Here is a 20,052-nt window from a genome sequence, read left to right on the forward strand (position 1 = left end):
GGCGCGGCCGCAGCGGCGGGCTCAGCCCTCTTCTTCCTCGACGTTCCAGGCGGACAGCGCCGTCATTCCGATGGCGACGGCGCAGCCGCCGCACAGGGCGGGCTCCTCGAACCGGAGCTCCTCGCCGCGCGACCACACGTAGAGGCCGCGCCCGGCGGGCTCGCCCTCGATGGCCGTGTCGCACACGTCGCAGCGGAGCTCCTTTGCGCCTGAGTCTGCCTGGCGTGCGCGCAGCGCGCTGTCGGCGACGGCGTCGACCGAGATGCAGATCGGCTGAGTCAATGTCCCCGTGAGCCGGTAATCCGCGTTCGCGGTACCCTCCGGCGTAGGGCGGGGGTCCAGGTTCGCGGAACCCTTCAGAGCGCCTTCAATCACATCCACCTCCGGCGGCACGGCCGAATCTAGCTCAGGCCGAGACGGGACGCACGAGAAGGCTACGCCTGATCTCCGTCAGGCTTGCTCCAGGGCGTAAATGTGGGGAAGCACGCGGGAACGTGCGCCATGAGCTCCATGGCGAGACGGTCCCGCGTGCGCTCAGGGCGGAATGAACCGAGGTCTAGGCGCTGGCGGACGCGGCCGTATCGGCGGCGGCTTCCGGCGAGGCGGCGCGGCCGGTGGCCGGGCGGTCGAGGGCGCAGCTCTCTTCGAGCAGCTCGACCACGTCGAGCTGACGGATCGAGTCCTCCTTGGACTGATCCTTGAGGCCGTCGGTGATCATCGTCTGGCAGAACGGGCAGGCGGTCGCGATGGTCTTCGCCTCGGTCTGGAGCAGCTGCAGCGTCCGCTTGACGTTCACGCGGTCTTTGTTCTGCTCCTCCATCCACATCTGCGCGCCCCCGGCGCCGCAGCAGAGCCCCTTCTGCCGGTTCCACCCCTCGGCCTCGACCAGCTGCACGCCGGGGATGCTCTTCAGGATGTCGCGCGGCTGCTCGTACACGTCGTTGTAGCGGCCGAGGTAGCAGGAGTCGTGGAAGACGACCTTGCCCTGGACCGGCTTCCTGGGGACGAGCTTTTTCTCGGCGACCAGGCCGAGCAGGAAGTCCGTGTGGTGTACCACCTCGAACTTCGCGCCGAAGTCGGGGTACTCGTTGGCGAGCGTGTTGAAGCAGTGGGGGCAGGTGGTGACGATCTTCCGGATGCCCCCCTGCTCCTTGTAGCCGTTGAGGGTCGCGGCGTTCTGCTCGGCGAGCATCGCGAAGAGGTACTCGTTCCCCGCGCGGCGCGCCGGATCGCCGGTGCAGGTCTCCTCCTGGCCGAGGATCGCGAAGTCGACGCCGGCGGCCTTCAGGAGCCGGGCGGTCGCGCGGGCGATCTTCTTCGCGCGGTCGTCGTAGCTCGCCGCGCAGCCGACCCAGTAGAGCACGGGGGCCTGCGGCTTGTCGGCCATGGTCGGGATCTCGAGCCCCTCGGCCCAGTTGCCGCGGTCGATGCGCGCGAGGTTCCACGGGTTGCCGTTGACCTCCATCGCGTTGAACGGGTTCCCGAGCTCGGCCGGGAACTCGCCCTTCACGAGGACCAGGTGGCGGCGCATGGAGACGATCTTGTCGACGTAGCTGATCATCACCGGGCACTGCTCCTCGCAGGCCCGGCACGTCGTGCAGGCCCAGAGCACGTCGGGATGGACGACGTTCGCCACGAGGTCGATCGGCTTGTACGCGGCCTCCGGGGCCGGGACCGGGTTCTCCGGCGCCGCCTGCTCCGTGTGCCCGGCGCCCTCCTGCGTCCCGGCCGCATCGGCCGCCGCAGCTCCCTCGCTGCCCTGCGCGCCCTCGCCGCCTTCGGCCTGCCCGTTCGCCTGGGCGGCGTGGCCGTCGGCGGCGTGCCCCCGCGGGCCGCCCGGCCTGTTGAGGAACTCGCCCTCCCTGCCGTACAGGTGGTCGCGCAGGTCGAGCGTGAGCTGCTTGGGGCTCAGGATCTTGCCGGTCTTGTGGGCCGGGCAGTTGTCGGTACAGCGGCCGCACTCGGTGCACGTGTAGAAGTCGAGGATCGCCTTCCAGGTGAAGTCCTCGATGCGGCCCACGCCGACCGGGGCGGCCTTCTCGGGCTCCTCGGCGGCCTTCATGACCATCTCGCCGATCGCCTCGGCGTTGCCCGCGACGAGCGGCAGCCGGCCGCGCGGGTCGAGGTTGCGCGCGAAGACGTTCGGGATCGACGTGATGATGTGGAAGTGCTTCGAGTGCGGGAGCAGGTTCAGGAACACGAGCACCAGCGTGACGTGGGTCCAGAACCCGATGTGCGCGAGGACGACGAGGGTCCCCGGGCTGGCGCCGCTCAGGAGGACGCCGAACAGCGACCCCGCGGGGGCGGGGAACAGGTGCCAGCGGAGCGCCGCCGGGTCCGCGGGCACGCCCGCGAACGGGGCGGTGACCGTGGCGATGCGCTCGCAGAGCTTCGCGTCGTCGGGGCCGCACGCCATCGTGGACCACCGGTGGTGCAGCGCCAGCGAGGCGCCGTCATAGAGCATGTCGCTCACCATCATCGTGACGATGATGCCGAGGATGAGCAGGCCCTCGCCGGACAGGGTCATGCGCCGCTCGCGCCTGATCGCCCGGTAGTAGATGAACACGAGCGCGCCGGTGACGACCAGCGTGGCCATGACGTCCTTCACGAACTCGTAGATGCCGCCGAGCGGCACGGCGCCGATGCCGGGCAGCCGCACGGGCTGATGCCCCAGGATCCAGAGGTCGAACGACGGGTCGATGCCGCGCCCCCACAGGATCAGCGTGCGGACCAGGAGAACCAGGAATCCGAAGAAGATGAGCTTATGCGCGAGCCCGGCGAGCGGGTAGTAACCCATCTTCCGCTGGCGGAAGGCGTACTCCCAGGTGCCCTTGAGGCGCTCGGCGAGCCGATCGAGCCGGCTTTCCCCGCGCCCGACCTTGAGGAGCTGCCAACGCCGGTTGGCGCTCCACGCGAAGGCGGCGAAGAGGCCGACGAGCAATGTGAGCATCCAGATGGGATTCATTCGCGGGACGTCTCCGGGTGCAAAATGGCCACATCTTTTAAGGTGGGGGAGCGGCGGTCGTCAACCGCGCGGCGGCCATGAATCGCGCGCGGAGAGCTCGCGCCGGAGCCCTCTGCGCCACGTTCCCGCCCACGTTCCCGCCCACGTTCCCGCCCACGTTCCCGCCAACGTTCCCACCGGCGTTCCCGCGAGGGCGGATACCGCGGTTGTGCGGGCCGCGCGTCGCGCTTTCACCACCCGCGCGTCGTCGCGCTTTCACCACCGTGCCCGGCGGCGCGCCGCTGGGAGGGCGCGCCCCGCCAGAGGCTCAGAGCGTGAACTCCACGCTCTTCTCCTCGGTCGCGGCCGAGGGGGACAGGTCGAGCGCCATGCTGTACGAGCGCTGGCCGATGCGCGCGCTGAGGCGGACGCGGACGGGCGCCGTCGCGTCGTTCAGCTTGTCGAGCCGCACGACGACGCGGTAGCGGCCCCGGGCCGGCTCGCCCTCGGTGAGGAAGACGTTCTCCACGTTCTGCTCCTGGCACTCGCCGCTCACGCGGGGGCAGTCGCGGTCTTTCATGAGGCCGCTCGCCGTCGGCTCCCCGACGCGGGCGAGCTCCCCCGTCGGGTCATAGACGTTGAGATCGACGTCGGCCTCGGCCTCCTCCCAGGCGATCGTGAACTGGAGGATCCCGGTGTGGAGCCCGCACCCCTCGTCGATCACGCCGTTGCAGTTGTTGTCGTGGGCGTCGAAGCAGAGCTCGACCCCCGTCGGCGTGCAGGCGACCTCGAGCCCGACGCCGGCCGAGACCTTGAGGTCCTTCGGCTCGAGCGGCGGCCTGGGCGGCGGCGGCGCCACCTCGATGCACCCCGCGAGGAGCAAGGCGAGCAGAGCCGCCGCGCGCGGGATGGCGAGCGCGATCGCCGCGCCCGCGGCGGCGAGGCGCTCGCGGGGGCCGCGAGGCGCGAGCGGGGCGGCGCCGCGGGCGCGGGGCGCTCGTCGCGGGGGACCTGGGCTTTGTGTGGGGGGCTGAGAGCTATCCACCATCGGGCTCCTGGGGGGCGCCGGCGCTGCGCGCTTCCTGCGCGGGCAGCGCGGGGGGCCGGCGCGGCTTGGGGCCGCGCGGCTGCGGGGGAGGAGGGGGCGGCCCTCCGAGGGGCAGGGGCAGGTGCATGCCGCGCGCGGCGAGGATCTCCGCCGCGTGGGGGACGGTGAGCACCAGCGCGCGGGCGTAGAGCCTGATCTGGTAGGGCTCGGGCAGATCGCCCGGCCGGCCGTTCGTCGCGTGCTCGAGCAGGATCGCCGCGGTGACGCTCACGTTGAGGCTCTCGGCGAAGCCGCGCATCGGGACGCGCACGGCGCGGGCGCAGGCGGCGGCCAGATCGGGGCGGATGCCGTCGCGCTCGTTGCCGAGCACCAGCGCGAGGCGGGGGATGCTCGAGAGGTCGCGCGGCGTCAGCTCGCCGTCCGGGTGGGTCGCCACGAGCTCGTGCCCCGAGGCGCGGAGCGCGGCGATCGCGGCCTCGGCGCTCGGGTGCGTGTGCACGTCGACCCAGCGCTCGGAGCCGCGCGAGACGGTGTTGGAGACGAGGAACGGCTCGGCCCGCTCGATGATGTGCAGCCGCTGCAGGCCGAACGCGTCGCAGGAGCGGAGCACGGCGGCCCCGTTGTGCGGGTCGTGCGGCGCGTCCATGGCCACGGTGACCGCGTCGAGGCGCGTCGCGATGACCCCGCGCAGCCGGGCCCGGCGCTCGCTCGTGACGAACTCCTCGAGGAGGCGGGCGACGGCGGCGACGTCGAGGACATCGAGCGCGGCGAGCAGCCTTCGCTGCTCCTGCGCGACGAACGAGCAGTTGGGGGTCGAGCGGCGCATGGAGGGTCCGGGGGCGCCTCTATAGCGCGGAGCGCGCCCGGAGGCTGCGGCGCCGCGCGCGGGCGGCGCAGCCCGGGGACGATCTCGTCCCGCCGACGCGGCCGTGCCCGCGGCGATGGCGCCGGCCGCCGCGAGACCGGGGGCGGCGGAGGAGAGGGCCGGCGGTCAGGGATCGATCTCGACCGCGACCCGCTCGCCCTCCTCGTACTCGACCACGGCGCAGTCGCCAGGAGACCCGTCTTCCCAGACCAGGCAGACGAAGTCGGTCTCCGCGTCGAGCGCGATCATCGGGTGGTGCCACACGCCGGGGCGGTAGGTGATGCCCTGGGCGCCGTGGGCGATGAAGGCGGCGAGCGTCCCGAGGTCGGGCCGGTCGCCGCCCAGGGCGACCACGACGAGGTAGCGGCGCGCGCTCATCGGCACGAACGCCTGCGTCGAGCCGGGGTGCTTCTCGAGCAGGGCGATCGGCAGCGGGAAGCTCGAGCGCGGCGCGCAGCGGAACACCGAGACGTTCAGCGCCGCGCGCCCGGGGCGGAGGTCCTCGATCCCGGCGAGATGATCGAAGCGGCGGGCGGTCCCCTGGTTGGCTGGTGTGCCGGCCTGGCCGTGCGGTGAAGCCATGAGGACATCGCCGTACGGCGCATAAGCGGCAGGGCTGAGCGGATGGGCGGCGATGCGCGGGCGGTGGCTCATCGGGTGGGGCGACTGTGGCGCTGCGCCACGCCTGTGGCCCCCTTGCGGAGGGCGCGCCGGGCCGCGAGCGCGGCTCGAGAGGCTATCACGTGGCTCGTTCCCCGCAGCAGAGCGGCGCTCGCGGGCGCCACGGGGCCGAGTCTTGCATGGGGCAGCTCCACGTCTTACCCGAGCGGTGATGCAAGCGACCCTGGAGTCAGTCATGCGGATTGTTCACAGATCGACATTTCGGAAGCGCCTGGCCGTGGTTTCCCTTTTCCTGGCGGTGCTCGCCCTCATGACATCCGTGGTGGGCTGCCAGCGCTACGACCTGCTCGTCGAGAAAGATCAGATGGCGGCCCAGAAGTGGTCGGATCTCGAGGCGAACCTCCAGCGCCGCTACGACCTCGTCCCGAACCTCGTGGCGGTCGTGAAGGGGTCGGCCAAGCACGAGGAGCAGACGCTGTCGAGCGTCGCCGAGGCGCGCGCCCGCGCGACGAGCGTCCAGCTCAAGGCGGAGGACCTGACCGACCCGGAGAAGGTGCAGGCGTTCCAGAAGGCGCAGGAGCAGCTCAGCGGCTCGCTCTCGCGGCTCCTCGTCGTGCAGGAGCAATACCCTGATCTCAAGGCGAACCAGGGCTTTCACAGCCTCCAGGTCCAGCTGGAAGGCATCGAGAACCGGATCCTCCGGGCGCGCGAGGAGTACAACCAGGCGGCGCGCGAGTACAACGCGGAGCTCCTGAAGATCCGGGGCCAGGTGGTGAACAAGGCGACGGGCCAGCCGTTCAAGCCGCGCGTGTACTTCACCGCCTCTCCCGAGGTCCAGTCGGCGCCCAAGGTCTCGTTCTGATGAGGGAGGCGGCGATGGGCCAGGTCGTCTCGAGCGGCGCGCGGATGCGGGCGGTGGCCAGGGCCATTGCGGCCGCGGTCGCGCTGGTGTGCGCGCTCGTCGCCCGACCTGCCCTGGCCGACTTCACGCCGCCGGCGCTCACCGGGCACGTCGTCGACACAGCGGGGCGGCTCGACCCGGCCGACATCCGCACCCTCGACGGGAAGCTCGACGGCATCCGCCGCCAGACCGGGTTCGAGATCGTCGCCTTCGTGGTCGGATCGCTCGAGGGAGAGACGATCGAGGACGTCGCCTACGAGGCGTTCAACACGTGGCAGCTCGGGCAGCGGGGCGCCGACAACGGCGTCCTCCTGGTGATCGCCCCGTCCGAGCGGCGCGTCCGGATCGAGACGGGCAAGGGCGTGGGCGGGGCGCTCACGGATCTCCAGTCGAACGACATCATCCGGCAGACGATCAGCCCCCTGCTCAGGCAGGATCGCTTCCGCGACGCCATCGATCAGGGGACGACCGCGATCGCCGAGGCGCTCGTCGCCGGGACGCCCGAGGCGGAGCGGCGCCCTGCCCCCGGCACGCGGCCCGCGCCCGCCCCGGCCTCGCCGATCAAGGTCGGCTTCACGCTCGTCGCCGTGGTGGCGGCGCTCCTGCTCGCGCTCATCTCGCCCTCCTTCCGCTGGTTCCTGTGGTTCGCCCTGCAAGCGCTGCTCTTCCGGGGCGGCGGCGGCAGGGGTGGTGGCGGCGGCGGCGGTGGGTCCGGGTTCGGCGGCGGCGGCGGCGGTCGTTCCGGCGGCGGCGGGTCCAGCGACAGCTACTGACGACAGGCGCCGAGCCGGCGGGCGGGCACGACGCGGACGCCCACCCGGCGTGGAATCCGGCGCGGAATCCGGCGTGGAATGGAGACGTCAGGCTCACGCGATCTCCAGGCGGCGCCTCGACCGGGCGAAGCTACGCTCTCTCTCATGGCTGTTGCTCTCCGCCCTGTCTTCGTCGTCGACGCAGTCCGGACCCCGATCGCCCGTTACGCCGGCGCCCTCGCGACGGTCCGCCCCGACGACCTCGCGGCGTTCGTCCTCGACGCGCTCGTGCGCCGCCATCCTTCGCTCGCGCCGCGCCTCGACCACGTCGTCTTCGGCGCGACGAACCAGGCGGGAGAGGACAACCGCAACGTCGCGCGCATGGCCGCGCTGCTCGCCGGGCTCCCGTACGAGGTCCCGGGCGTCACGGTGAACCGGCTCTGCGGCTCGGGGCTCGAGGCCGTCGCCGACGCCGCGCGCATGATCGCCACCGGCGAGGCCGACTGCGCTGTCGCGGGGGGCGTCGAGAGCATGACGCGCGCGCCGTTCTCGATGCCCAAGCAGGCCGAGCGCTACGATCGGACCGCGCCGGCCGTCTACGACACGACCCTCGGCTGGCGCTACCCGAACCCGAGGATGGCGGCGCGGTTCGAGCTCCAGTCGATGGGCGAGACGGCCGAGAACGTGGCCAAGAAGCACGGCATCAGCCGCGAGGAGCAGGACCGGTTCGCGCTGCTGTCCCACGAGCGCGCCACGCTCGCCTGGGAGTCGGGCGGCTTCGCCGCCGAGGTCGTCCCCGTCCCCGTCGCTCAGAAGAAGGGCAGCCCCGTCCCGTTCGAGCGCGACGAGAGCGTGCGCGCCGACGCCTCGCTCGAGGCGCTGTCGAAGCTCAAGCCAGCGTTCCGCGAGGGCGGATCCGTCACGGCGGGCAACTCGTCGCCCCTCAACGACGGCGCCGCCGCCCTCCTGCTCGCCTCGAGCGAGGCCGTCCAGGCCGCCGGGGTGACGCCGATCGCGCGCGTCATCGGGACGGCGACGGCGGGGGTGGAGCCCAACCTGATGGGGGAGGGGCCGATCCCGGCCGTGAAGAAGCTCCTCCAGCGGACCGGGCTGCGTGTGCCCAACGTGGATCTGTTCGAGCTCAACGAGGCGTTCGCGGCGCAGGCGCTCGCGTGTTCGCGGGCGCTGGAGCTCGACCCGGCGCGCGTGAACGTGCGCGGCGGATCGATCGCGCTCGGGCACCCGATCGGCTGCTCGGGCGCGCGCATCGCGTGCACGCTCGTCCACGCGATGCGCGCGCGCGGCGCCAAGGTCGGGGTCGCCTCGCTGTGCATCGGCGTGGGCCAGGGCATCGCGACGCTGTTCGAGCGCGCCTGAGGCAAATTCGCCCCTCTTTCGCGGCCCGAGATGCGCTAAGACCGCCGCATCAGAACACAGCGAGGGGGGCCTTGCGGCTCTCCTCCTTCGGCTGACGGCGCCGCCTCGGCGGCAAGCAACAGGAGAAGGCCCGATGGATTTCCCCCCGATCAATGTGCCCGGCACCGGCCAGCTGCACGCCCGACTGACGACCTCGCTCGGTGAGATCGTCGTCCGGCTCGAGGAGCAGCGCGCCCCCAACACCGTGAAGAACTTCGTCGGTCTCGCCACGGGCGCCATCACCTGGAAGGACCTGAAGACCGGCCAGCAGATGCAGGGCACGCCCTGTTACGACGGCGTCCGCTTTCACCGCGTCATTCCGGGCTTCATGATCCAGTGCGGCGATCCGCTCTCGCGCTACCCGGACATGGCCGCGCGCTGGGGCACGGGCGACGCGGGGTACAAGTTCGCCGACGAGTTCCACCCCGAGCTGCGGCACAGCGGCGCCGGCGTGCTCTCCATGGCGAACTCCGGCAGGAACACGAACGGCGCGCAGTGGTTCATCACCGAGGGGCCGACGCCGCACCTCGACAACCGGCACGCGGTGTTCGGCACGGTCGTGAGCGGCCAGGACATCGTCCACAAGATCGCCAACGTGCCGACCACGCGCGATCGGCCGAACCAGGACGTCGTCCTCCAGCGCGTCGAGATCTTCCGGCAGTAGCCGGCGGCGGCCGCGTCGGTCGCCGCGCGACGCCGTTCAGCGTCGCGCGGCGGTCGGCGCCTCGACCTCATGAAGGAGCTGAAAAACGGTCGGGAAGCAGGGAAGAACGTTCATCTTTCTTCCGGTCCTCCCGCCCCGTCGGCCCCCTTCAGGTGTCACCCCGGAACAGGCGCCGCGCTCCGGTCGATCACTGGGCGCAGCAGACGGTGATCCTGTCGTCGCCTGCCGCGATCTCTCCCGTGGGGGCGCCGCCGCGCGGCTGACAGCTGCCGGTCGCGGTCACCTCCGCCGACAGCGAGGTGGCGGAGGGCGCATCCTCGGCGCAGCTCCCGTCGAAGGGCACGCTCTCGATCGGCCCCTCGCAGCGGGCCTCGCTGAAGAAGGTCAGCGTCGCCGCGCAGCGCACGCCGTCCGCGTTGCAGGTGCACCGCGTGCAGCCGCGGTCGTCGACGACGGAGCTCGCGAACACGTGCCGCTCGTCGAACCCTTGCGGGCAGCGCCGCTCCCCCTCGCGCCAGACGCACACGCCCTGCTCGAACGGCGCGTCGATCTCGCGCGGCGCGCACGCCTCGCCCGCCGCGCAGCCGCCGCTGTCCGGCCCGGGGGCGCACACGAGCCCCTCGGTGCCGAAGCGCGGCGGCGGCACCGTGGCCTCCCCGCCCGACGGGGCGCACCTCGCCGCGTCGACGTCGGGCGCCTGTCCCCTGTAGCTGCCGAGATCGAGGCCGTTGATGGAGAAGCACTCGTCCGTCGGGACCTCCAGCGTCGCGTTGCCCCCGCCGCACGTGTCGCCCCGGTACACCGTGACCTCGAGCGCTCCGCACTCCGCGGTCGGCGCCCCGCACGAGCACGCGCTGCAGGTCGCAGGCTCGTCGAGGAGATCGCGGCCGCCGACGTCCACCCGCGTGGGGAAGCCCTCGGGGCAGGCGACGTCCGCGGCCGCGGGACCTGCGTACAGGACGCCGGGCCCCTCCCAGTCCTCGGGGACGGCGACGCAGGCGAACCCGCCGCAGTCGTCGTCGGCGCAGTCGACGGCGCCGTCGTCGTCATCATCGTCGCCGTTCAAGCACTGCTCGGCGCCGCCTCCGCCGGTGCTCGCGGTGCTCGCGGTGCTCGCGGTGCTCGCGGTGCTCGCGGTGCTCGCGGTCGTCCCCTGACCGCCTCCGTCACCGCCGGTCCCACCGGAGCCGCCGGAGCCGCCGGAGCCGCTCGCGGACGCCGGGAAGAGCTCGGGCTCGAACTGATCGAAGTCCTGGGTGCAGGCGCTCGCCGCGAGGAGAGCGACGAGCGCGGTGACGCTTGGAAAAGCAGAGCGGCGCAACACCACCTCCGGGACCGGCGAGCTTTGCCTCGGTGAACGAGGCCGTACCGACGGTATCACGAACCGCCTGCGCCCATGGCGAGCTCCGCGGGGCCTGAATCCTCTGCGCCCATTCGCGGCGCCCTTGCTGCGGTGCTCCTTGCCGCGCCGCGCGCCGCGCGCCGCGTCAGCCGGGTGGGAGAGCGCGCGGCTTGTCCGACCAGAGGGTCGTGAGCGTCTCGAGCTCGTGCGCGAGCTCCTCGGTCGCCTTGTGGGCGAGGCGCGCCCGCTCGGCGCCGAGCGCCTCGGCGACGGCCGCGCGCTGCTCCGGCGACAGCCCTTCTGCGTCCCGCATCTGCGCGAGCGCCTCGTCGACGTCGTGCAGCTGGCCGAGGCGGCGCTGCAGCCGTGACGCGGACTTGGCGGTGCGCTCGGCGGGCTCGCCGAAGAGCGGCGAGAACGTCTCCGCGGAGTAGCGCAGCCGCTTGAAGCGGATCCGGAGCGCGTGCATCGCCGCGCCGTCGTTCGGATCGCTCGTCGCGAGCGCGCGCACGTCGTCCAGGGCGTCGCCGATCGCCCGCCGGGCGAGCGCCCTGGCGCCTCGCCGCTTCACCTTGCGGCGCCCGATGCGCCGCTCGAGCCGCGCGAGGTGCGGCTCCAGGCGAAGCTGCTTGCTTGCTGCCGGCAACCTGGCTTGCGACGCGGCTGCGTCGCCGCGCGGAGGCGCGTCGGCCAGCGGCGCGGCTGCGTCGCCACGCGGAGGCGCATCGGTCAGCGGCGCGGCTGCGTCGTCCGCCAGCGGCGCGGCTGCGCCGTCGGCCAGCGGCGCGGCTGCGTCGTCCGCCTGCGGTGCGGCTGCGTCGTCCGCCAGCGGCGCGGCTGCGTCGTCCGCCAGCGGCGCGGCTGCGCCGTCGGCCAGCGGCGCGACCGCAGCATCCGAGCGGGGCGCGTCGGCCAGCGGCGCGGCTGCGTCGCCCGGCCGGTCCCGCCGGAGCAGCGCGACGATGTGGGTGCGCGCCTCGTGCTCGCGGTGCGATCGCCGCGCGACCCACGCATCGACCGCGGTCCGCGCCTCCTCGCCCAGCTCGAGCGCGGTGAGCGTCTCGCGCAGCACCTCCTCGTCGCGCAGCGTGCCGGTCGCCCGCGCGAAGCCCCGGAGCCCGTCGGCGATCGGGCGGAGCCGCCGCTTGCCGTAGATGCGCCGCGCGGGCTTGAGCAGCGTCCGGAGCCGGCGCAGCGAGACCCGGAAGTCGTGCACCGCCTCCGCGTCCGGCTCGGCGTCCTCGCCCTGCGCGCTCGTGGCGACGACGCGCTGCGCGTCGGCGCGGACGCTCTCGATGTGGGAGAGCAGCACCGGCCCCAGGAACTCCGCCGCCGAGAGCTTCGCTCCACCGCGGTCGTCACCCCCGCCGCGGTCGTCGCCCCCGCCGCGGTCGTCACCCCCGACGCCGTCCGGCGGCGGCGCGCTCCCCTCGGGGGGCGTCACAGCCGCGTGAGCGCCACCGTCACCAGCGGGCGCCTCCCGAGCTTCGCCTCGATCGTCCGGCGCGCCGCGAGCCGGGCGACCTCGATGATGTCGTTGTCGCGGCGCCGCGCGCGCGGCTCGCAGTCGTTCACCGCCTGCGCGACGGCGCGCGCCGCCGCCCTCAGCGCGCCGCCCTCGAGCTCCCCGGTGACGCCGCGGGCGAGCACCTGCGGCGGCGCCGCCAGGGCGCCGTGCACGTCGACGACCAGCGACACGAACGCCACCCCGGCGCGGCCGATGTTCGCGCGCTCCCGGAGGACCTCCTCCCCGAGCTCCTCGCCGCCCGCCGTCGCCACGCGGCCGGCGACGGCCCGGCCGCTCCGCCCGAGCGGCTGCGTCTTGCCGATCTCGACGACGTGGCCGTTCTCGGCGACGAGCACCTCGGCCACGCCGCGCTCCCGCGCCAGCGCCGCGTGCCGGGTCAGGTGGTGCAGCGCGCCGTGCACCGGGAGGAAGCTGCGCGGCTGGGTGAGGTCGATCATGCGTGCCTGCTCCGTCCGGTGCGCGTGTCCGCTCGCGTGCACGCGCCGATCCGTCGACCACGTCACGAGCTCGACGCCGAGGCGAAGGAGCCCCGCCATCATATCGACGACCGGCCGATCGTTGCCAGGGATGACACGGCTCGACAGGATCACGCGATCCCCCTCTTCGAGGCGCAGGTGCGGGTGCGTCCCCGACGCGAACCGCATCAGCGTGGAGGCGCGCTCGGCCTGGGTGCCGCTCGCGACGACGAGGAGCCGCTCGCGCGGCATCGAGGACGCTACCTCGGGGGGCACGAGCAGATCGCTCGGCCACGGGAGCCGCCCCACCGCCTGCGCCGCCCGGACGTGCGTCTGCACGCTGCGGCCGAGGAGGCAGATCTTGCGGCGCGAGCGGACCGCGGCCTGACCGAGGGCGAGCAGGCGCTGGACGTTGGAGGCGAACACGCCGACCACGACGCGCGCCGGCGCTGTCTCGACGAGCTCGGCGAGCGCGTGGGCGACGTCGCGCTCGCTCCCCGCCTCGCCTGGCGAGTCCACGTTGGTGCTGTCGGAGAGGAGCAGCCGGACGCCGGCGTCGCCGAGGGCGCGGAAGCGCGCCTCGTCCGTCGGCTCGCCGTCGAGCGGCGTCGGGTCCAGCTTGAAGTCCCCGGTGTGCACCACGAGCCCCGCGGCCGTGTGGATCGCGAGCGCCGTGGCGTCGACGATCGAGTGCGTCACCCGGAGCGGCTCCACGACGAAGCCGCCGATCGCGACCTCGCGCCCGACCTGCGTCGGCACGAGCTGCGCCTTGTCGTCGAGCGCGTGCTCGGCGAGCCGGTAGCGCACGAGCTCCAGCGCGTGCGGCGGCCCCCAGACCGGGACGTCGAGGTGGCGCAGGAGGAACGGCAGCCCGCCGATGTGGTCCTCGTGGCCGTGCGTCAGGACGATGCCGCGCACCCGCTCTCGGAGCGCGAGCACGTGGTCGAAGCGCGGGTGGTAGACGTCGATGCCGAGGTCCGAGCTCGGGAACGTCACGCCGCAGTCGATGAGCAGCACGCCGTCCGCCTGCTCGAGCGCGAGGCAGTTCATCCCGACCTCGCCGAGGCCTCCGAGAGGCACGAGCCGCAGGGTGGACGGGGCTGGCGGCGGAAGCTGGCTCGGGGCGGGGGCGCTCTGCTCGGGATGCACGTTTCGTGGAGGGGGGCTGCCACCCAGGGCGCCGGGAGCCTGCGGCCCACGGCTTGCTGAGCTGGTCTGTAAGAGAGGAGACGGCGGCTTCAGACGTAGAACGAGATCGGCTCGCCGTCCTCTTCGAAACTTAGCGCGACAGTGTAGCCACAGGGTGGGCCCTTGCGTCACGCTCTCTCTTTCCCGCGGCGGCGCCAGGCTCGGCGGCGGCGGCCTCACGCCGGCGCCGCCAGCGGCCTCGCGCCGCGCGGTCCGGCGCCAGCGCCCCTTGTCTTTCCCGCTCTTTCCCGCGTCGTGACCGCCGCCCGCCGGCGGAGGCTGATCTGCCTCTCCCCTGAACGTCCCAGGAGCCACCGGTGATCGCTGCCCTGCTCGTCAATCTCCTCCGCTTGCTCCTGCTCCCGGTCAGCGCGCTCCGCTGGGCGTTTGCTGCACCGCGGGGCGGGTATGTCGTCCTCGAAATCGACGGCCCCGTCGTCGATCTTCAGCCTCCCCGGGTCCGGCTCGCCCTCTGGTGGCGCCCCAAAAAGCGGGCCCCGGTCTCGGTGGAGCGCGTCCGGGAGCTCGGCAAGCACCTGATGAGGGACCCGCGCCCGGCGGGGCTCTTGCTCCGGATGCGGTCGGTCCACGCGGGGCCCGCGGTGATCGCCTCGCTGCGGGACGCGCTCCTGGAGATCCGGGCGGGGGGCAAGGACATCGTCGCCTACCTGCCGATGGGCGCCGACAACACCATGCTCCTGCTCGCCTCGGCCGCGCGGGCGATCGTGGTCGGGCCGGAGACGCTCGTGTCGCCGCTCGGGTTCGCGGTGGAGGGCCGGTACGTGCGCCGCGCGCTGGAGCAGGTAGGCGTCGAGCCCGAGGTGTTCGCGAAGGGCATGTACAAGAACGCCGGCGAGGTGCTCGTGCGCGACGCGATGAGCGCCGCGCAGCGCGAGCAGGTCGGCGCGCTGCTCGACGCGCGCCTCGGCGACCTCGTCGCGTCGCTCGCCCAGGGGCGGCGCGTCGACCGGGAGACGGCCGCAAGGTGGATCGACGAGGCGCCCTACGGCGCGGAGCAGGCCGTGGCGCGGGGCATCATCGACGCTGTCGCGTACGAGGACGAGCTCGAGCACATGCTCGCGACGGGGCTGCTCCCTGGCACGATCGCGCCGCGCCGCGCCGAGCCCGACGGCGGCTCGGCCGGCGGGGGCGCGCTCGCGTCCGCCCGGCACGCGCGGGGGCGCCTCGTGTCCGCGGACCGCTACCTCGGCGCGCGGCGCGCGCTCTCGCTGCGGCCGATGTGGCCGCGCCCGATCATCGGCGTCGTCGAGGTGCACGGCGCGATCGTGAGCCGCGCCCGCTTCCGGGGCGCCTCGCTCGCCAGCGAGGAGCGGCTCGTCGCGAGCCTGCGCGCGGCGCGTCAGAACCCGCGCATCCGGGGGGTCATCCTCCACATCGACTCGCCGGGCGGGTCCGCGCTCGCGTCGGACAGGATCCACCACGAGGTCACCCGCCTCGCCGAGGTGAAGCCGGTCGTGGCCTGCATGTCGAACGTGGCGGCGAGCGGCGGCTACTACGTGGCGGCGGCGGCGCACGCGATCGTCGCGCAGCCGCAGACGATCACGGGGAGCATCGGCGTGGTCTCGGCGCGCTTCGCGCTCGGCCCGCTGCTCGAGCGCCTCGGCGTCTCGACCGACGTCGTGAAGCGCGGCGCGCGGGCCGACCTGTTCTCCCCGTCGCGCCGGCTCGACGAGGGGGAGCGGGCGGTGATGGAGCGCGAGCTCGACGCGATCTACGCGACGTTCCTGCGCGTCGTCGCCCGCGGGCGGCGGCGGCCGGTCGAGGAGATCGAGCCGCTCGCGCAGGGGCGCGTCTACAGCGGCGCCGACGCGCAGGCGCGCGGCCTCGTCGACATGCTCGGCGGCTTCGAGCGGGCGCTCCACGAGCTGCGGCAGATGATCGGGCCGAAGGCGGCCGCCATCGAGCCGGCGATCGTGCGCGCGTCGCGGTACATCCCGCCGCCGCCGCTGCTGCCGGCGCCGGTGCCGACGCTGCTCGAGCTCGTCGGGCTGCGGGGGATCGCCGGGGACGTCGCGCTCGCGATCCACTGCGAGGGGGAGCGGGTGCTCGCGTACTGCGCGGAGGCGGCTGATCTCGACTAGCGGGCGACGGCCGGGCGGGGTGAGTGTGCGTGCGGGGCGCGCGCCGGGGCCCCGCCGATCTCGCAAGGCCGCTGCTCCCCCTCGCTGCGCGAGGAGAAGCGGCGGCGAGGTGCTCGGACAGCGGCCCGTCCCCGGCGCGCGCCCCGCACGCACACTCACCCCGCCCGGCTCACGAGGGCCTGGAAGCGACTCAGACAGCAGCCCGTCCCGTACGCACATTCACCCCGCCCGGCTCAAGGGGGACGGTTCGAAAGCGACATTCGGCGGGCAGACTGTTGGGAGGCTTTCCTGGATGAGGACGATTTTTGTCTGGAGAAGCTGTGAGTAATCTGTGCGCCTGGTGGGTAGCGCTTGTTCAGAACTGCTCAGGGAGCGCTAGGAATCGGCTGTGGAACAGAGGAGGCCCTATATGTGGGCCCTGTTCGGCCGGAGATCCCAAGATGTAGCGGTTCTCCTTGACGCAGGGAGGGTTCGCGAGTTTGACTAGCAGGCGGTCAGGCGCTCCCGAACGTCGGCGCACGCCTTTCAGGTATGAAACCTGAAACTATGCTCACTGGTCGGAAGACAGAACGTTTGAGCAGGTAGTCGGGGAGAAGCGACGAGGACCCATGGAGATCGAGGCGATGTGCGCCTCGGCGCTCTCCGGGGAACTCTTTGTGCTTTCGGTAGGACCCGGGTCACCGACAGGTGCGGTGGCTCACAGGAGGACTTGGAAATGGCCCAGTCGGCAGTTGTGGGTGACGGCGGTAAGCTTCCCGCCGGGAACGGCAAGATGACGGCGCGGACGAAGGAAGAAGGAGGGGCCCGTCCGGCGACCGGAGGGACCGCCAAGGCGCAGGCCAACGGCGCGGCCGCGAGCAAGGCCGCGAAGAAGGGGGCCTCGCGACCGCGCGGGCTCGGGTTCGAGCGGCGGTTCACGCAGCGCGGCGTGGATCCGCTCGACGAGGTCACCTGGGAGCGCCGCTCGAGCGTCATCACCAACCCGGACGGCTCGGTCGTCTTCAAGATGGAAGGGGCCGAGATCCCCGCCGGCTGGTCGCAGCTCGCCACCGACATCGTCGTCTCCAAGTACTTCCGCAAGGCGGGCATCCACGGCAAGAAGGAGCTCGGCGAGACGAGCGTCCGCCAGGTCGTGCACCGGCTCGCGCGCACCATCCGCGAGGCGGGCGAGCACTTCGGCGGCTACTTCGCCTCGACCAAGGAAGCCGACACCTTCGAGGCGGAGCTCGCGTACCTGCTCGTCCACCAGTACGGCGCGTTCAACTCGCCCGTCTGGTTCAACTGCGGGCTCTTCCACCGGTACGGCATCGAGGGCTCCGGCGGCAACTACGCCTGGAACGACGCCTCGGCCGACGCGGGGAACGGGGGCGCCGCCCTGAAGCCGGGCGCTTCCGCGCAACGTACGGGCGCGGCGGGCGCGGTCGACGAGATCGTCGAGACCCGGAACGCCTACGAGCGGCCGCAGTGCTCCGCTTGCTTCATCCAGGCGGTCCAGGACGACCTGATGAGCATCTACGACCTCGTGAAGAGCGAGGCCCGGCTGTTCAAGTACGGGTCGGGGACGGGGACGAACTTCAGCGCGATCCGCGGCAAGCAGGAGAAGCTATCGGGCGGCGGGACGAGCTCGGGGCTCATGAGCTTCCTCGAGGTGTTCGACCGCGCCGCCGGCGCGACCAAGAGCGGCGGGACGACGCGGCGCGCCGCCAAGATGGTCTGCCTCGACATGGACCACCCGGAGATCGTCGACTTCATCCAGTGGAAGGTCCGCGAGGAGAAGAAGGCGATGGCGCTCATCGCCTCGGGGTACCCGTCCGACTTCAACGGCGAGGCCTACCACACCGTCAGCGGGCAGAACTCGAACAACTCGGTGCGCGTGAGCGACGAGTTCATGCGCGCGGCGGCGACGGGCGCCTCGTGGGAGACGCGCTCGCGGACGACCGGCGAGGTCGTCGACACGCTGAGCGCCAAGGACCTCTGGCGCCAGATCGCCGAGGCGGCGTGGGGCTGCGCCGACCCGGGCGTGCAGTACGACACGACCATCAACCGTTGGCACACCTGCCCGAACACGGCGCGCATCAACGCCTCGAACCCGTGCTCGGAGTACATGTTCCTCGACGACTCGGCCTGCAACCTGTCGAGCCTGAACCTGACCAAGTTCCTCCGCCAGGACGGCTCGTTCGACATCGAGGGCTACCGCCACGCCGTGCGCGTGTTCTTCGTCGCGCAGGAGATCCTCGTCGACTTCTCGGCCTACCCGACCCGGAGCATCGCCAAGAACTCGCACGACTACCGCCCGCTCGGGCTCGGTTACGCCAACCTGGGCACCCTGCTCATGCTGCAGGGCATCCCGTACGACTCCGACCAGGGGCGCTCGGTCGCCGGCGCGCTCACCGCGATCCTCTGCGGTCACGCCTACCGGGTCTCGGCCGAGATGGCCGCCGCGAAGGGGTCGTTCGCCGGCTTCGCGAGGAACCGCGAGCCGATGCTCCGGGTGATGGGCATGCACCGCGACGCCGCGTACGCGATCGACCGCGACCGCTGCCCGGAGTCGCTCTGGCGGGCGGCGTGCGCCGACTGGGACGAGGCGGTGCGGCTCGGGCAGGAGCACGGCTACCGCAACGCCCAGGCGACGGTGCTCGCGCCGACCGGCACCATCGGCCTCCTGATGGATTGCGACACGACGGGCATCGAGCCCGACTTCTCGCTCGTGAAGTTCAAGAAGCTCGCCGGTGGCGGCTACTTCAAGATCGTGAACCAGTCCGTCCCCGAGGCGCTGCGGCGGCTCGGCTACCCCGAGGCGGAGGTGCAGGAGATCGTCGCCTACGTGTCCGGCACGAACACCCTCCTGGCGGCGCCGCACGTGAACCGGGCGTCGCTCAAGGCCAAGGGGCTCAACAACGACGACCTCGCGAAGGTCGAGGCCGCCATCCCGGGCGTCTTCGATCTGGATCTCGCCTTCGGTCCCTGGATCCTCGGCGAGGAGGCCTACGACAGGCTCGGCGTCTCCAAGGAGTCGCGGGCGCGCTTCGGCTTCTCGCTGCTCCAGCACCTCGGCTTCTCGCCCGCGGAGATCGAGGAGGCGAACGAGACGATCATCGGCCGCATGACCGTGGAGGGGGCGCCGCACCTGCGCGAGGAGCACTACGCGGTGTTCGACTGCGCCAACCGCTGCGGCAAGAAGGGCCGGCGGTACCTCGCGCCGATGGCGCACGTCCGCATGATGGCCGCCGCGCAGCCGTTCCTGTCCGGCGCGATCTCGAAGACGGTGAATCTGCCGAACGACGCGACGGTCGAGGAAGTGCAGCGGATCTACGAGGAGGGGTGGCGCCTCGGGCTCAAGGCGGTCGCGCTCTACCGCGACGGCTGCAAGGCGTCGCAGCCGCTCTCGTCGACCTCGAGCTCGAGCGACGGCAAGGCGACGGACACGAAGAGCAAGGCCGACAAGGCCGAGATCGCCGGGCCCGTCCTCCAGGCGGCGACGGCGCTGGCCAGCCAGGCGCGCCCGCGCTCGCCCTCGGACGCGGCGCCCGAGCGGTTCCGCCTGCCCAGGAAGCGCAAGGGCTTCACGCAGGAGGCGCGCGTCGGCGGGCACAAGATCTACCTGCGCACCGGCGAGTACGACGACGGGACGCTCGGCGAGATCTTCATCGACCTCCACAAGGAGGGGGCCGCGTTCCGCTCGATGATGAACTGCTTCGCCATGGCGGTGTCGATCGGGCTCCAGTACGGCGTGCCGCTCGAGACGTTCGTCGAGCAGTACACGTTCACCCGCTTCGAGCCGCAGGGCGTCGTCGAGGGGCACGACTACGTGAAGTTCTCGACGTCGATCGTGGACTACCTCTTCCGCGTGCTCGGGGTCGAGTACCTGAACCGCTACGACCTCGCCCACGTGCAGCCGGTCACCTCGGCCATGGAGGACCCGGTCGAGTCGCGCGCACAGGAGAGCGGCGTGGCGTCGTTCTCGCAGAGCTCCTCGGGGGCCGCGCTGCTCGACGGCGGGGGTAGGGCGTCGAGCGCGCTCGACGCGCAGCTCGAGGACATGATGGGCGACGCGCCCGTGTGCGACGGCTGCGGGCACATCACCGTGCGCAACGGGGCCTGCTACAAGTGCCTCAACTGCGGCAACAGCATGGGTTGCAGCTAGTAGGCGACGGGCGGGGGTGGGGGTGACGCGGGAGGGGGTGGCGGGGGGCCCTTCCCACGAACTCGCGCCTCTTGGTGGCTAT

14 protein-coding genes are annotated in these 20,052 nt (G+C 72.5%); 6 read left to right on the forward strand and 8 right to left on the reverse strand.

The genetic code is table 11. The features are described 5' to 3' along the window. Nucleotides 1–21: 21 nt before the first annotated feature. From WME85_RS02995 to WME85_RS03015, 5 genes are all read right to left on the reverse strand, one after another. Entirely contained in the window at nt 22–375 is a 354-nt protein-coding gene (locus WME85_RS02995) for a hypothetical protein (protein ID WP_437835158.1), read from the reverse strand. 181 nt (nt 376–556) lie between these two features. Beyond that, nucleotides 557–2,950, reverse strand: a complete 2,394-nt coding sequence (locus WME85_RS03000) for a (Fe-S)-binding protein (protein ID WP_437835160.1) — start codon at nt 2,948–2,950, stop codon at nt 557–559. A 322-nt stretch (nt 2,951–3,272) separates the two neighbouring features. After that, entirely contained in the window at nt 3,273–3,992 is a 720-nt protein-coding gene (locus WME85_RS03005) for a hypothetical protein (protein WP_437835162.1), read from the reverse strand. Beyond that, on the reverse strand, nt 3,982–4,818 hold the full coding sequence (locus WME85_RS03010) for a TrmH family RNA methyltransferase (protein ID WP_437835164.1): 837 nt from the start codon (nt 4,816–4,818) through the stop codon (nt 3,982–3,984). The genes WME85_RS03005 and WME85_RS03010 overlap by 11 nt, the downstream gene beginning before the upstream one ends. A gap of 165 nt (nt 4,819–4,983) precedes the next feature. Beyond that, nucleotides 4,984–5,511: an ureidoglycolate lyase gene (locus tag WME85_RS03015; protein WP_437835166.1), complete on the reverse strand. Its 528-nt coding sequence runs from the start codon at nt 5,509–5,511 to the stop codon at nt 4,984–4,986. A gap of 244 nt (nt 5,512–5,755) precedes the next feature. On the opposite strand from WME85_RS03015, the gene WME85_RS03020 reads away from it, so the two are divergent. From WME85_RS03020 to WME85_RS03035, 4 genes are all read left to right on the forward strand, one after another. After that, on the forward strand, nt 5,756–6,340 hold the full coding sequence (locus tag WME85_RS03020; RefSeq protein ID WP_437835168.1) for a LemA family protein: 585 nt from the start codon (nt 5,756–5,758) through the stop codon (nt 6,338–6,340). A gap of 14 nt (nt 6,341–6,354) precedes the next feature. Beyond that, nucleotides 6,355–7,152, forward strand: coding sequence for a TPM domain-containing protein (locus tag WME85_RS03025; protein WP_437835170.1), 798 nt, complete (start codon nt 6,355–6,357; stop codon nt 7,150–7,152). Nucleotides 7,153–7,296: 144 nt separating this feature from the next. After that, the gene (locus WME85_RS03030) at nt 7,297–8,508 is read left to right on the forward strand and encodes a thiolase family protein (RefSeq protein ID WP_437307535.1); all 1,212 of its coding nucleotides are present in this window, start codon (nt 7,297–7,299) and stop codon (nt 8,506–8,508) included. Nucleotides 8,509–8,641: 133 nt separating this feature from the next. Continuing rightward, a complete protein-coding gene (locus WME85_RS03035; RefSeq protein WP_437835173.1) occupies nt 8,642–9,211 on the forward strand; it encodes a peptidylprolyl isomerase in 570 nt (189 codons plus the stop codon). 187 nt (nt 9,212–9,398) lie between these two features. Here the strand turns inward: WME85_RS03035 and WME85_RS03040 are convergent, their stop codons facing one another. The 3 genes from WME85_RS03040 to WME85_RS03050 form a co-directional block, all read right to left on the reverse strand. Continuing rightward, a complete protein-coding gene (locus WME85_RS03040) occupies nt 9,399–10,532 on the reverse strand; it encodes a hypothetical protein (protein WP_437835175.1) in 1,134 nt (377 codons plus the stop codon). 166 nt (nt 10,533–10,698) lie between these two features. Further along, complete coding sequence (locus tag WME85_RS03045) at nt 10,699–11,997, reverse strand: CHAD domain-containing protein (protein ID WP_437835177.1); 1,299 nt, start codon at nt 11,995–11,997, stop codon at nt 10,699–10,701. Then, entirely contained in the window at nt 11,994–13,616 is a 1,623-nt protein-coding gene (locus WME85_RS03050) for a ribonuclease J (protein WP_437835179.1), read from the reverse strand. Before WME85_RS03050 ends, WME85_RS03045 begins: the two co-directional genes overlap by 4 nt. Before the next feature lie 425 nt (nt 13,617–14,041). Between WME85_RS03050 and sppA the strand changes: the two genes are divergently transcribed. Beyond that, complete coding sequence (sppA, locus tag WME85_RS03055; RefSeq protein WP_437835181.1) at nt 14,042–15,826, forward strand: signal peptide peptidase SppA; 1,785 nt, start codon at nt 14,042–14,044, stop codon at nt 15,824–15,826. 715 nt (nt 15,827–16,541) lie between these two features. Then, nucleotides 16,542–19,970: a vitamin B12-dependent ribonucleotide reductase gene (locus WME85_RS03060; RefSeq protein ID WP_437835182.1), complete on the forward strand. Its 3,429-nt coding sequence runs from the start codon at nt 16,542–16,544 to the stop codon at nt 19,968–19,970. Nucleotides 19,971–20,052: the final 82 nt, after the last annotated feature.

The sequence above is a fragment of the Sorangium sp. So ce1153 genome (genome assembly GCF_051521595.1).
Lineage (GTDB): Bacteria > Myxococcota_A > Polyangia > Polyangiales > Polyangiaceae > Sorangium.

Excerpts from the sequence above, each read along its gene's own strand:
- WME85_RS03005 (WP_437835162.1), bottom strand. The coding sequence starts at position 3,992 with ATGGTGGATAGCTCTCAGCCCCCCACACAAAGCCCAGGTCCCCCGCGA.
- WME85_RS03010 (WP_437835164.1), bottom strand. The coding sequence starts at position 4,818 with ATGCGCCGCTCGACCCCCAACTGCTCGTTCGTCGCGCAGGAGCAGCGA.
- WME85_RS03015 (WP_437835166.1), bottom strand. The coding sequence starts at position 5,511 with ATGAGCCACCGCCCGCGCATCGCCGCCCATCCGCTCAGCCCTGCCGCT.
- WME85_RS03000 (WP_437835160.1), bottom strand. The coding sequence starts at position 2,950 with ATGCTCACATTGCTCGTCGGCCTCTTCGCCGCCTTCGCGTGGAGCGCC.
- WME85_RS03035 (WP_437835173.1), top strand. The coding sequence starts at position 8,642 with ATGGATTTCCCCCCGATCAATGTGCCCGGCACCGGCCAGCTGCACGCC.
- WME85_RS03025 (WP_437835170.1), top strand. The coding sequence starts at position 6,355 with ATGGGCCAGGTCGTCTCGAGCGGCGCGCGGATGCGGGCGGTGGCCAGG.
- WME85_RS03060 (WP_437835182.1), top strand. The coding sequence starts at position 16,542 with ATGGCCCAGTCGGCAGTTGTGGGTGACGGCGGTAAGCTTCCCGCCGGG.
- WME85_RS03030 (WP_437307535.1), top strand. The coding sequence starts at position 7,297 with ATGGCTGTTGCTCTCCGCCCTGTCTTCGTCGTCGACGCAGTCCGGACC.